Source organism: Pseudomonas sp. MDV22-iso1, assembly GCF_058145095.1.
Genome location: NZ_JBYVMF010000024.1, coordinates 1 through 12,682, shown reverse-complemented (window position 1 = coordinate 12,682; position 12,682 = coordinate 1). Strand labels below are relative to the sequence as shown.

The 12,682-nt window shown below is 58.8% G+C and carries 12 protein-coding genes; 2 read left to right on the top strand and 10 right to left on the bottom strand.

The features are described from left to right. Position 1: 1 nt before the first annotated feature. The gene (locus AC3ZVB_RS22985; protein WP_490147817.1) at positions 2 to 1,621 is read left to right on the top strand and encodes a DUF2300 domain-containing protein; all 1,620 of its coding nucleotides are present in this window, start codon (positions 2 to 4) and stop codon (positions 1,619 to 1,621) included. Between the two features lie 3 nt (positions 1,622 to 1,624). Further along, positions 1,625 to 2,440, top strand: a complete 816-nt coding sequence (locus tag AC3ZVB_RS22980; RefSeq protein WP_490147816.1) for a YfaP family protein — start codon at positions 1,625 to 1,627, stop codon at positions 2,438 to 2,440. A gap of 66 nt (positions 2,441 to 2,506) precedes the next feature. On the opposite strand, the gene AC3ZVB_RS22975 is transcribed toward AC3ZVB_RS22980, so the two are convergent. From AC3ZVB_RS22975 to eat, 10 genes are all read right to left on the bottom strand, one after another. Continuing rightward, positions 2,507 to 3,568 carry a PDDEXK nuclease domain-containing protein gene (locus AC3ZVB_RS22975; protein ID WP_490147815.1) on the bottom strand — a complete coding sequence of 354 codons (1,062 nt, stop codon included), beginning with the start codon at positions 3,566 to 3,568 and terminating at the stop codon, positions 2,507 to 2,509. A gap of 218 nt (positions 3,569 to 3,786) precedes the next feature. Further along, entirely contained in the window at positions 3,787 to 4,275 is a 489-nt protein-coding gene (locus AC3ZVB_RS22970) for a LysR family transcriptional regulator (protein ID WP_490147814.1), read from the bottom strand. 461 nt (positions 4,276 to 4,736) lie between these two features. Continuing rightward, a complete protein-coding gene (locus AC3ZVB_RS22965) occupies positions 4,737 to 5,489 on the bottom strand; it encodes a S24 family peptidase (RefSeq protein WP_490147813.1) in 753 nt (250 codons plus the stop codon). Between the two features lie 227 nt (positions 5,490 to 5,716). Continuing rightward, positions 5,717 to 6,244, bottom strand: coding sequence for an inorganic diphosphatase (gene ppa, locus AC3ZVB_RS22960; RefSeq protein ID WP_162439598.1), 528 nt, complete (start codon positions 6,242 to 6,244; stop codon positions 5,717 to 5,719). Positions 6,245 to 6,358: 114 nt separating this feature from the next. After that, positions 6,359 to 7,171, bottom strand: coding sequence for a M90 family metallopeptidase (locus tag AC3ZVB_RS22955; RefSeq protein ID WP_490147812.1), 813 nt, complete (start codon positions 7,169 to 7,171; stop codon positions 6,359 to 6,361). Positions 7,172 to 7,177: 6 nt separating this feature from the next. Then, entirely contained in the window at positions 7,178 to 7,834 is a 657-nt protein-coding gene (locus tag AC3ZVB_RS22950) for a DedA family protein (protein WP_162439596.1), read from the bottom strand. Positions 7,835 to 8,117: 283 nt separating this feature from the next. Next, the gene (locus AC3ZVB_RS22945) at positions 8,118 to 8,579 is read right to left on the bottom strand and encodes a GNAT family N-acetyltransferase (protein ID WP_162439595.1); all 462 of its coding nucleotides are present in this window, start codon (positions 8,577 to 8,579) and stop codon (positions 8,118 to 8,120) included. A 119-nt stretch (positions 8,580 to 8,698) separates the two neighbouring features. Beyond that, positions 8,699 to 9,535: an ethanolamine ammonia-lyase subunit EutC gene (gene eutC, locus AC3ZVB_RS22940; protein WP_490147811.1), complete on the bottom strand. Its 837-nt coding sequence runs from the start codon at positions 9,533 to 9,535 to the stop codon at positions 8,699 to 8,701. Next, positions 9,532 to 10,926: an ethanolamine ammonia-lyase subunit EutB gene (locus tag AC3ZVB_RS22935; RefSeq protein ID WP_490147810.1), complete on the bottom strand. Its 1,395-nt coding sequence runs from the start codon at positions 10,924 to 10,926 to the stop codon at positions 9,532 to 9,534. Before AC3ZVB_RS22935 ends, eutC begins: the two co-directional genes overlap by 4 nt. 51 nt (positions 10,927 to 10,977) lie before the next feature. Next, complete coding sequence (gene eat / locus AC3ZVB_RS22930) at positions 10,978 to 12,426, bottom strand: ethanolamine permease (protein WP_162439592.1); 1,449 nt, start codon at positions 12,424 to 12,426, stop codon at positions 10,978 to 10,980. Positions 12,427 to 12,682 lie beyond the last annotated feature (256 nt).

Here is a 12,682-nt window from a genome sequence, read left to right as displayed (position 1 = left end):
CATGCCCCGGGTTCTGGTCGGGTGGCTGATGTGCTTGATCTCTGCGCTGGCAACGGCGCAGGACGAGCCACTGCGCCTGGCCTTCAACGGGGAATTGCTGTCCTTGAACCGGACTCAGGTGATCGCCCGCGAGCCGTTGCCTGCTGATCTGCAAGCGCCGTTGGGCAGTGTGTGGAAGCTGTTTGTCTATGCCTGGCTGGTGGACACCGGCGCGCGGGAATCTGCGTACGAGTGCCGCGGGCAGTCGAAGGAAGAAGTTTACTGCTGCACTGCCGGTGGAAAGATCGGCCGCGATCAAGCGCTGGTGAAGTCGTGCGGCTTGTATTTTGAGCCGACGCGGTTGGGCATCGTCGGCGCGCAGTGGCGCACGTATTGGCAAGCGCGACAGGCGCCGGAATGGTTGCTGAACTTGCCGTCGTTGCAACCTGCCACGCGAGTATCCGTGACTGAATTGCTGAAAGTACTGGCGGTGATGCCGGCGCAGGATCAAGCGCGGCGGGTGCTGCTGGACGTGGTGTTGAATGCCGCCGACGGTCATGTCGTCGGTGAACTCGGCGGCCGGTTGCAGGTGAAAACCTGGAGCTGGTTGGGGGATCAGGACCCTGCGTCGCGTCAGGGCGGGTTTGCCGGTTGGACGGCGGATGGCACGCCGATCTGGGCCGGTGGTCGTGGCACCAGCCAGATGGTTTTGAAGCATTACGGTGCGGTGCTGGCGTCGGTATTGCCGGTGGGTTGGCCAGCCGAGGCGGGACGATGCGTCGAGGTCGGGCTGTTTTCACGCTATCCGATCAAGCGTGTGCTGGTGGGGGATCGGGAGGTTTCTTCCGGGGCGTTGCAGGGTGATTATCGCGTCGAATTCAGCAACGGCAATCAGCTTGATATCCAAAGCGATGGCGAACTGTTTTTGCTGAACAACCGGCTGGTCGCCCGTGTGGACCGCGAAGAATACGTCGCCCGCGTGCTACAGCGAGAGGCCAGACCCGAACCCGCTGAAGCCGCCAAGGCACTCGCCGTCGCGATCCGCACGTATCTGCTGCAAAACGCTACGCGCAACGGCGAGTGCCTGAGCATCGACGACAGCAGCAGTCGCCAACGCGTCGCCCCACGCCCGGCCACCCTCGAATCCCGCGCCATCGCGGCATGGACCAGTGACCTGGTGCTCGCGGGCAGCACCGTCACCTACCATTCCGACGCACCTGGCCCCGACAAACTCTCCTGGCAACAAGCCGTCGAACAAGCCAATGCCGGGCAACGCTACGACGCCATCCTGCTGCACGCTTACCCGCGTGCGAGCCTGAGCCGCTGGGACAATCCCGTCGCCTCCTGCGAAGCGTTGCCCGCCGCCCAGGACTGGCTGCAAAACCAGCGCCCCGGCTGGCGCCCACGTCTTGAAGGCGAAATCGGCTACAACGAAGTCAGCACGTTCGCCGTGTGCCGCCTCGCATTTGGCCGACCCTACGTCGACCGCGAACGCCAGCGCATCTACGTGCGTGGCGTGCTGTCGCTGCAGGATCGACTCGACCTGACCCACGAATACTTGCACCTGGCCTTCGAAGCACATCCCAACGGCCAGGATGAAACCTACATCGAAGGGCTTGCCCGCCACCTCTTGCTGGAATAGGCCATGAAACTCCGTTATCCACAGGTCTTCCTGTTCCTCTGCTCCTTCTGTGTGGGCACCACAGCCTACGCCGCCGACAACGCCGTCAAACTCGACACCCCCGTCGGTGGATGGCGCACCGGCGCCGTCGAGGGGGAAGGTGAAAACTTCCGCCAGACCGTCAACTACCCCGCATCATCGGTCAACACCCCGGCAGGCCAGGCCAACACGGCACGCATCACCGGCCAGATCAACACCACGCCCAAGTCCGCCGAGCCGGGACGGCTGATCGTCAACGGCGTCAGCATGCCTCTGAAAATCGATGACGCTGGCCGCTTTGATCGGCCGTTCTCATTCCCCAACGGCAGCAACAGCGTCGAGGTCCGCAGTCCGGATGGCCAGCAACGGCGTCGCACACAATTCTTCAACAGCAGCGGCGGCGCCACCCCGGCCAAATTACGGGTACTGCTGGCGTGGGACAGCGACAACACCGACCTGGATCTGCACCTGGTCACCCCCGACGGCGCACACATCTGGTACGGCGACCGCGTCGCCCCCAACGGCGCCGCACTCGATGTCGACGTCACCACCGGCTACGGCCCGGAAATCTTCGCCATGCCTGCACCGATCAAGGGGCAGTACCTGGTGTATGTGAACTACTTCGGGGGCGGTTATCGCAGTGATGAAGACGGGCAGGAAGACGCGGTTCAGCCGCTGACGACGGCGCAGGTGACGGTGATAACGGAAGAGGGGACGCCGAACGAAAAGATGGAGACGTTTCTGGTGCCGATGCGGGCGGTGGGGGAGCTGACGTTGGTGAAGGGGTTTAGTTATCCGTGAGGCTCAGATTCAGCGACTGCAAAGTTTGCATGCGGCTGCTCTCCTTAAATTTATAGGTCTGTTCCGTCATTGCGCATCGTCCTCCAAGGATGCGTCATCACTTGCCAGCTCGCGTTCGATCTGTTCGATACTGGGCAGACTGGTTTGTAACTCTGCCGGCAGGGATTCCACCAATTGGTACTCGGCCACGCCAATGGGGCGGGCGTTATCGCGCAAGGCATATTCGGCCACGACCTTGTTCTTGCTCTTGCACAGCAGAAGGCCGATGGTCGGGCCGTCCTGTGGATGCTTGAGCTGAGCATCCACTGCAGTGAGGTAAAAACCAAGCTGACCCAGATGTTCGGGTTTGAACTTGCCAGCCTTGAGTTCAATCACCACATAGCAACGTAGCTTGAGGTGATAAAACAGCAGGTCGATGAAAAACTCGTCACCGCCTACGTCCAGCAGCACTTGCTTGCCGACGAAGGCAAAGCCCGCTCCCAGTTCCAGCAAAAAGTCGGTAACGTGTTTAACCAGAGCGTTTTCGATCTCGCGCTCCTGGGCATCAAGAGTCAGGCCGAGGAAGTCGAAACGGTAAGGGTCTTTCAGTGATTCGCGGGCGAGGTCGGATTGCGGTTTGGGCAACTGGCTATCGAAGTTGCTGACAGCCTTGCCACTGCGTTCCAGCAGACGGGTTTCAATCTGCACCACCAAAATATTGCGCGACCAGTTGTGCTCGATGGCCTGTGCGGCATACCAGCGGCGGGTTTCAGGGTTGTGAAGCTTGTCTAGCAACATCAGATTGTGACCCCAAGGCAATTGTGCAGCAGCTTGTTGCACAAATTCCGCATCGGGCCACGCTTCGGCAAACGCGCGCATGTATTTGAGGTTGCGTGGAGAAAACCCCTTCATATCAGGAAAGGCTGCGCGCAAGTCCTGAGCCAGTCGGTCGATCACCTTGGTGCCCCAGCCCTGTTGCGCTTGTCGGATCAAAATATCCTGACCGATCTGCCAGTAGAGCAGCACCAGCTCGCGGTTCACCGCCAGAGTGGCGCGCTGTTGGGCTTGATGGATTCGGGTTTTGAGTTCGGCCAGCCAATCGCCATAGCCTTCGGGTGGCGTGCTCAGGCTAGCGGGGGTGTCGCTCATGCATTTTTCCCTGATGGCTTTTTTCGGCGCGGCCTTCGCCGCGTGTGCCGCGATCTCTGTTTAGAGGTCAGTAGCGACGGTCGAAGATTAGTCAGCTCATTTGTCAGGCGCAAGCAGGTTGGGATTTATAGGAACTTTCCTTCAAAAGGCAGCGAAGATGCTTACTTTTAGGCCGTTGTTGCTCAATGCGCGGAAAATAAATCTGTCCCTTTTTACGGTCAATCGTCAGGCACTCGGCCCACCACCAGATCGACTTCTCCCACCGCCAGCGCCGGAAACAATTGATCCATTTGCCCGACCCGCAACGACACCAGCACGCCGGGCGCCTGCTGCTTGAGCAACTGCATGGCCCTGGGCAGCAACGATGTAGAAGCCGAGATCAATGTACCGACCATCACGTGCCCGGAAGTCCCTTCCTGAAAGGCATTGACCTCGTCGGTCAGCGAGCGCAACTCCGCGAGAAGCGACTTGGCCCGACGTACCACCAGCTCACCCAGTTCGGTGGCCGTGACGCCACGATTGCCACGGATCAGCAACGGCGCATCGAAGTACGACTCCAACTCGTGAATGATCTTCGTCACCGCCGGCTGAGTCAGGTTGAGTGCCTGCGCAGCACGCACCAGCGAACCACTTTGCAGCACCTGATCGAACACCACCAATTGGTAAAACTTGAGCTTGCGCGCAACGGAGATCGTGGTGAACTTCATGCAGAACCTCGAGTTACGCTTGGGTGCAGCGAGCAGCCTGAACCATGGGCAATGGGGGTGCGGGAGGGCGCTATAGTAATCACAATCAGATGAGGGCAGGGAAGGGGGCAGTTGCTGGTTTGGAGCGAAGGGGGTTTTTCAGGCATTAAAAAGCCGGCTTGTGGCCGGCTTCTCGGGGACTGGCTTGATTCATTTTTGGTAAACCGCGCCAGCCTTCAAAACGTACACCCGGATCTTGCGTCCGGCTGTGGGACTCGGCGAGAAAATCATCTGCCTGGTCGGTGCGATCTGAGCCTCTGGGAGGGTCGATGCGCAAATGTGGGGCGCAGCATACTGATTTTTTTACGCAATTCCCAGCTTGATGTGGGTGATTGCTCGTTCACGCTAATCTGTAGCAGCTGGCGAAGCCTGCGTTCGGCGATCTACCGGACACAACCTGTACCAGTTGCTACAGAACCCGCTTACAAAAATGGAATGGGCGGTCGTCGTTTGTTCAGGGTCGACCACCAGAACACCCACCCTATGACGCGTATATTTTCATCATCAATTTGCGGTGGGCGAAAGACTTCGTCCGGGTATCGGCTGTTGTTGTGGCTGCGCATGCGTATCGCATTGCCCGGTACCCGATACAGGTAGCGGATCAACAGCATGCCGTCATGCTCTATCGCGTAAATCTCGCCATCGATAATTTGCGTCAGTCCCCGGTCTATGGCGACGATGGAGCCGTCGTCAATTTTTTCGGCCATGCTGTTGCCTGTCATGCGAACGCAGATGGCGTCGATGTGTTTGATTTCCAGGGAATCGAGATCGCTGCGGGGCAGGCGGATGGTTTGGCCGGGATCTTTGATGACATGGGTTTTGGTGGCGCCGGGCGTAACGGGTGCTTCTTTATAGAAATGCAGTTCGACATCGGTTGGCTCGATCACCCGGTAGGAGCCACGGATCGTTTGGGCATCCAGGGCATCGCCGGACTCGTCGGTCAGTCGCAGTTCCTTGGCGTCTTTTTGACCTTCGCCGGTTTTCAGCCACTCGCTTTTAACGGACAGAATTCTGGCGACTTCTTCCATACGGTATTCGGGCACGCCGCGGGTGTACCAGTTGTGAACGTTTTGAGCCTGTTGGATGTTCAAGAAATCGGCAAATGCCGTCGTCGAGATTTTCGCCTCTTTGAGGAGAACCTTGAATCGTTTACCGCAGGTTTTATTCTTTTTCATAAACGCGAGTCTAATGTCGCGGGGCAGGGCTTTGAATCAACGAGCCGTTCAAATATCGAGGGAATTTTACGACCGGATGTAAGACGTAATGTAGGGAAATTAAACAAGAAAAAACCAAAACGGATGCCGGTTAAACGAAACGTTTATGGTGATTTATAGGCGTCTACAAAAAACCCCGGATCAACCGGGGTTTTTCTTAATGCCTGTTGCTAGAAGCCTGGAGCTTCTCAGCCTTTGTAGGCTGCAACCGACTTCATGATCTCGGCGCGGGCAGCTTCAGCGTCGCCCCAACCTTCGATCTTCACCCATTTGCCTTTCTCGAGGTCTTTGTAGTTCTCGAAGAAGTGCTTGATCTGTTCCAGCAACAGCGGTGGCAGATCGGTGTATTCCTTCACGTCCACGTACAGCTGAGACAGCTTGTCATGGGGTACTGCGATGACTTTGGCATCGCCGCCGCCGTCGTCGGTCATGTTCAGGATGCCGACTGGACGAGCGCGGATGACCGAACCTGGAGCAACCGGGTAAGGGGTTACAACCAGCACGTCGAGGGGATCACCGTCGTCAGCCAAGGTGTTCGGGATGAAACCGTAGTTGGCCGGGTAGAACATCGGGGTGGCCATGAAACGGTCAACGAACAGGCAATCGCTGTCTTTGTCGATTTCGTATTTGATCGGCGCGTGGTTGGCCGGAATCTCGATCGCGACGTAGATGTCGTTCGGCAGGTCTTTGCCAGCCGGAATCTTGCTGTAGCTCATTGGGCGGTGCCCCCGTTAGTTGACCAAAAACACTTGGCCGGATTGACCAAAAAGTGGCGGCGATTATAGGCATATTCCGCCGCCGATGCCATGCGCGACAGGGTCGTAGAGACCTTAGTCGTGTGCCTGATAGACCGGGTCATTGGCCTGAAGTTGCCGCAGCCTGGCCAAAGGATCCTGCCGATAGAAACGCTTCAACTGCTCGTAGACCTGTGGATAAGCCTCGTGCAGCAAATCCGGGGCGCTGAAAAAGTATTCGCTGGTGACGGCGAAGAACTCTGCCGGGTTTTCCGCAGCGTACGGATCAATGGCGGTTTCGGCGTCGGGATTACGCTCCAGTTGCTGATCGAGATCATCGTAGGCGTCCTGCATGACCTTCGCCCAGTCACTGACCCGCATGTCGGCATGCAGCGGTGGGAGGCCGTTGGCGTCACCGTTGAGCATGTCCAGTTTGTGCGCCAGTTCGTGGATAACCAGGTTATAGCCCTCCCAACCGCCGCTGGCCATTACGCCGGGCCAGGCGAGGATGATCGGGCCTTGCTGCCAGGCTTCGCCGCTGTGCTCGCCATCCCACTCGTGTTCGACGCCGCTGGCATCTCGATGACGCTGAGGGCTGAGAAAGTCGTCGGGGTAGAGCACGATTTCGTGGAAACCCTGATACCAGTTCAAATCGCCCAGGTTCAGCAGTGGCAATTGCGCCTGGGCCGCCAGCAACAGGCGTTGTTCCTGGTGCAGCTCTACGCCGGGCAGGGCGGTCAGGTGTTTGTCTTTGAGGAACAGTACGCTGGCTTCGCGCAACCACTGGTCTTGGGCAGCGGTGATGCCGTCGAGAAAACTCAGGTGGTGACGCACCCGTTGCCACATGTCGTCGGCAATCGGGTGTCTGGCCAGGATGCGCTGGCGACGCCAGGCGCTAAGGGACCACATCGGTGATCAGCGCGGTTGGGCTTTCGAGTTCGAACCGCCAAAGCGGCTGCGTGCCACGCCGATGATCATGGGCACCAAGGACAGGAGAATGATGCCGACGACCAGCAGCGACAGGTTGGTCTTGATGAACGGTACATTGCCGAAGAAGTAACCGAGGGTCACCAGGCCGCCGACCCAGAGGATCGTACCGAGGACGCTGAAACCGAAGAAACGCGGGTAGGGCATTCTTGCAACGCCGGCGACGAAAGGCGCAAAGGTCCGAATGATCGGCAGGAAGCGCGCCAGGGTCACGGTTTTGCCGCCGTGTTTGTCGTAGAAATCATGGGTTTGTTGCAGGTAGTCACGGCGAAAGATTTTCGAGTTCGGGTTGCTGAACAAGCGTTCTCCGGCCGTTCGTCCGATCACGTAGTTGGTACTGTCGCCGAGTATCGCGGCCAGCATCAGCAGCCCGCCCAGCAGCACCGGATCCATGCCTCCGCCCGCCGCGACGGCGCCCGCAATAAACAGCAGGGAATCACCCGGCAGGAAAGGCATCACGACCAGACCGGTCTCGCAGAAAATCACCAGAAACAGAATGGCGTAGATCCATGGCCCGTAATTGGTGACCAGCATGTCGAGGTAAACATCGAGATGCAAGATGAGGTCAAGCGGGTTGAAATCCATGGAAAGCACCTGTGGTGACGGCCCGACTCTGCAGGCCTGTGCGGATGACTTCGCGAAAGGCTACAGACGGGTGTAGTTTTTCTTACAAGCCGGAAAGGTCGGCATTATACGGACAGACAACTGAAAAGCGCGTCGAGTTTGTAGCGGGGGATGTCGCGGAGACGGACGGTGCTTTTTGCTTTTTCAGTAGGAGCAAAGCTTGCTCGCGATAGCGGTGTGTCATTAAGCGCATCCGATGCTGACACAACGTTATCGCGAGCAAGCTTTGCTCCTACCGTGAGGCTTAAAGCTCGTCGCTGATCGGCAGTACGTAGTTCTTGAATTCGGTGTCCTCCTTGAATCCGATCGATTCGTAGGTTTTCTGCGCGACTTCGTTGTCGCTGCTGGTGGACACGCGCATACGCACGGCATTGGTGTCCTTGGCCATTTTTTTCGCGGTACGAATCAGGTTATCGGCGACCAGTTGACGGCGGGCATCTTCGGCAACGTAGATGTCGTTGAGGATCCACACGCGTTTGAGTGAAAGCGATGAAAAACTCGGGTACAGCTGGCAAAAACCCATCAGCCTGTTGTTGTCCTCATCGGACAGTGCCAGGTAGATCACCGACTCCTTGCGGCGCAGGCGTTTCTCAAGGAACGCCCGGGACGAGTCCGGATACGGCAGGGAGCCATAAAACTCCCGATATTTGACGAACAACGGGGTCAGCAGGTCCAGGTGTTCGAGGGTCGCTTGAATAATCCGCATCGATAGGTCTCGTCTTCAAGTGGCTGTCTTCACGTGCTCTGACGGCGAACGGTTCTCACTCGGGCAGCCGTGCGTCGATCCTGCCTGAAATCCGCATTCAAACGCAATGCGGAAACGGTTCAGGCTTCGGGCGGGCTCAGCAGGAAGTTACTTTTCATCTCCACGCCTGGCTCCGTTTCCAGCGTCTGCACTTGGGCTTCGTCCTTCAGATTGACCCCTGACAGCTGCCGCCGACACGCTTCACGCATCAGATACAGCAGACGGTGCGCCGCCATTCCATAGCTCAATCCTTCCAGCCGGACATTGGAGATGCAGTTGCGGTAGGCATCCGTCAGGCCGACCTTTGGGTTGTAGGTGAAATACAGTCCCAGGCTGTCTGGCGAGCTGAGTCCGGGGCGTTCGCCGATCAGGATGACGACCATTTTTGCGCCCAGTCGCTCGCCGATCTCGTCGGCGACGGCCACGCGGCCCTGTTCAACCAGGATCACCGGCGACACGGACCAGCCTTCAGCCGTGATCTGCTCTTCCATGCGCTCCAGAAAGGGCATCGTGTGGCGATGAACCGCCAGTGCCGATAAACCGTCGGCGACGACAATCGCCAGATCCACCCCGCCGGGATGGGCTTGTGCATAATCTCGCAGCGTCTGCGCCGACTCGTCACTGAGCTTCCTGCCCAGATCCGGACGCTGCAAATAGCTGTTGCGATCAGTGGCTGCGCTGTGCAGCAGCACGCTCTCACGCCCGCGTTCGGCCAGCTGTGCGCCAAGACCGGCATGGTCGAACGGCAGGTGCACGGCGTCTCGAGCCTGGGCGTGGGCAAACTGGAAATCCAGCTGCGCACCGGTGGGCATGCTGGTGCCGGTTCGACCGAGTGCAATCCGCGCCGGTGTCAGTCGGCGCAGCTCCAGCCAAGGGTTTTGCGGATCGACGGGTGGTTTATCCATATCAACGATCATCCCAGTTGCGCCAAGGCTTGGCGGAATGCCGGCGGCAGGCTGTTGCCAAACTGAACCTTGCCATCCGCCTGGGTGAAGATGCCCATTTTGGCCAGCCATTGCTCGAACTCCGGCGCCGGTTTCAGACCCAGGGTTTGCCGCGCATAGAGCGCGTCATGGAACGAGGTGGTCTGGTAGTTGAGCATGATGTCGTCGGAGCCGGGGATGCCCATGATGAAGTTGATCCCGGCCACGCCAAGCAGCGTCAGCAGGGTGTCCATGTCGTCCTGGTCCGCTTCGGCGTGATTGGTGTAACAGATATCGCAACCCATGGGCACACCCAGCAACTTGCCGCAGAAGTGGTCTTCAAGGCCGGCGCGGATGATCTGTTTACCGTTGTAGAGGTATTCGGGACCGATAAACCCTACGACGGTATTCACCAGAAACGGTTTGAAATGTCGCGCGACGGCGTAGGCTCGGGTTTCGCAGGTCTGTTGATCAATGCCATGGTGGGCGTTGGCGGACAAAGCGCTGCCCTGGCCCGTCTCGAAATACATCAGGTTCTGGCCCAGGGTGCCGCGATTCAGGCTCAACCCCGCGTCGTAGCCTTCCTGAAGTATGTTCAGGTTGATGCCGAAACTGGCGTTGGCCGCTTCGGTGCCCGCGATGGACTGGAACACCAGGTCCAGTGGCACGCCGCGGTTCACCGCTTCGATGGACGTCGTGACGTGAGTCAGCACGCAAGCCTGTGTAGGAATGTCGTAGCGCTGGATGACGGCATCGAGCATTTCCAGCATTGCGCAGATCGAGGCGATGCTGTCGGTGGCCGGGTCGATGCCGATCATTGCATCGCCGTTGCCATACAACAGACCGTCAAGAATGCTCGCGGCGATGCCGGCGGGCTCATCCGTGGGGTGGTTGGGCTGCAGACGGGTGGATAAGCGGCCGCGCAGGCCCATCGTGCCGCGAAACTTGGTCACCACGCGGATTTTCTGCGCCACCAGCACCAGATCCTGCACGCGCATGATCTTTGAAACGGCGGCCACCATTTCCGGGGTCAGCCCGGGGGCGAGTGCGCGCAGGCTTTGCTCGTCAGCGGCATCGCTGAGCAGCCAGTCGCGAAAACCGCCGACGGTGAGGTGGCTGACCACGGCGAAAGCCTGTTTATCGTGGGTGTCGATGATCAGGCGGGTGACTTCATCGTCCTCGTAAGGAATCAGCGCTTCCTGTAGGAAATGACTCAGCGGTATGTCAGCCAGGGCCATCTGCGCGGCCACCCGTTCACCATCGTTGAGGGCGGCGACGCCTGCCAGGAAATCCCCGGACCGCGCAGGGCTGGCCTTGGCCATGACTTCCTTGAGGCTCTCGAAGCGATAGGTCTGGTTGCCGACCGTGTGAGCAAAACTAGCCATACAGATTCTCCGTGACGGCGCAGACCAGGCCTGCGCCGTGATTTGCGGCTGTTAGTGCAAGGCTTTTTCAGCGGCCTGAATCGCCGCGAACTCTTCTTCGGGCGTGCCTGCTACCAAGTGATGCCGACTGTAGAAAGCGAAGTAAGCAATTAACACTCCATAGATGACCGCTGCACCAATCACCACTCGCGGATCCACCAGAAATCCTGCCACGACCGCGATGCACGCCAATACCAACGCTACACCAGAAGTGAAGATGCCGCCCGGTGTACGGTAAGGCCGATCCATTTTGGGGCGACGAATACGCAGCGTAATGTGCGCGGCCATCATCAGGACGTAGGAAATGGTTGCGCCGAACACGGCCACCAGAATAAGCAAGTCGCCCTGACCGGTCAGCGACAACCCGAAACCGATGATCCCGGGAATGATCAACGCCAGCACCGGCGCCTTGCTTTTGTTGGTTTCCGACAGTTTGCGCGGCAGATAGCCGGCGCGGGACAAGGCAAAGATCTGCCGTGAGTATGCGTAGATGATCGAGAAGAAACTGGCGATCAGGCCCGCCAGGCCCACGAGATTGACGAAGCTGCCCATCCAGGTCGAGCCGCCATAGGCTTTGCTCAATGCTTCAACCAGCGGGTTGCCGGATGTCAGCAGTGCATTGGCGCCAGCCGCACCGGGCCCGATCACCAGAATCAGCAGCGCAAAACTCACCAGCACCAGCATGGCGCCGATCAGGCCGCGAGGCAGGTCGCGTTTCGGGTTTTTGGTTTCTTCCGCGGCCAGTGGCACGCCTTCGACAGCCAGGAAGAACCAGATCGCGTAAGGAATGGCTGCCCACACGCCGACATAGCCAAACGGCAGGAAGCTGCTCGCGCCCTTGGCCTCGGTGACCGGGATGTCCAGCAGGTTGGCGACGTTGAAGTGCGGCACCATCGACACCAGGAAAACGGCCAGTGCCAGGGCGGCAACGGCGGTGATGACGAACATCAGTTTCAGCGCTTCGCCGACACCGAATATGTGGATGCCGATAAAGATGATGTAGAAGGCCAGGTAGATCATCCAGCCACCGATGCCGAACAACGACTCGCAGTAGGCACCGATAAACACGGCAATCGCTGCCGGGGCGATGGCGTATTCGATCAGGATCGCCGTCCCGGTCAGAAATCCGCCCCAGGGGCCGAAAGCGCTCCGGGCAAAACCGTAGCCGCCACCCGCGGTGGGAATCATGGAGGACAATTCAGCAAGGGAAAAACACATGCACAAGTACATGGTCGCCATCAGCAGTGTGGCAAGAAACATCCCGCCCCAGCCACCTTGGGCCAGGCCGAAGTTCCACCCCGCGTAGTCGCCGGAGATGACATAAGCCACCCCCAGGCCCACCAGCAGGACCCAGCCTGCTGCACCTTTTTTCAATTCACGTTGCTGGAAATAATCGGAGCCGACTTTTTCGAAGTCGACAGAGGAGCCGGCCGCCGGAGCGGGCGTAGGTTCGCTGGGCATAAGAGTTCACCTGTTTTTATTGTTTTGGCCGGCCAAGTTGCCGGGTAGTGCGAAGGCTCCCTTACGGGCGCGAGCGTGCTCGCGAATGCGGTTTGTCATTCACCTGAGTGTTGAATGGACGAGCGCTATCGCGAGCAAGTCGAATCGTCGCACCGCCGCTCCCCCGTAGGAGAGGAGGCCTTCTCGTGGCAGACGTTTAGAAGAAGCCCAGCGGATTGATGTCGTAGCTCACCAGCAGGTTTTTGGTCTGCTGATA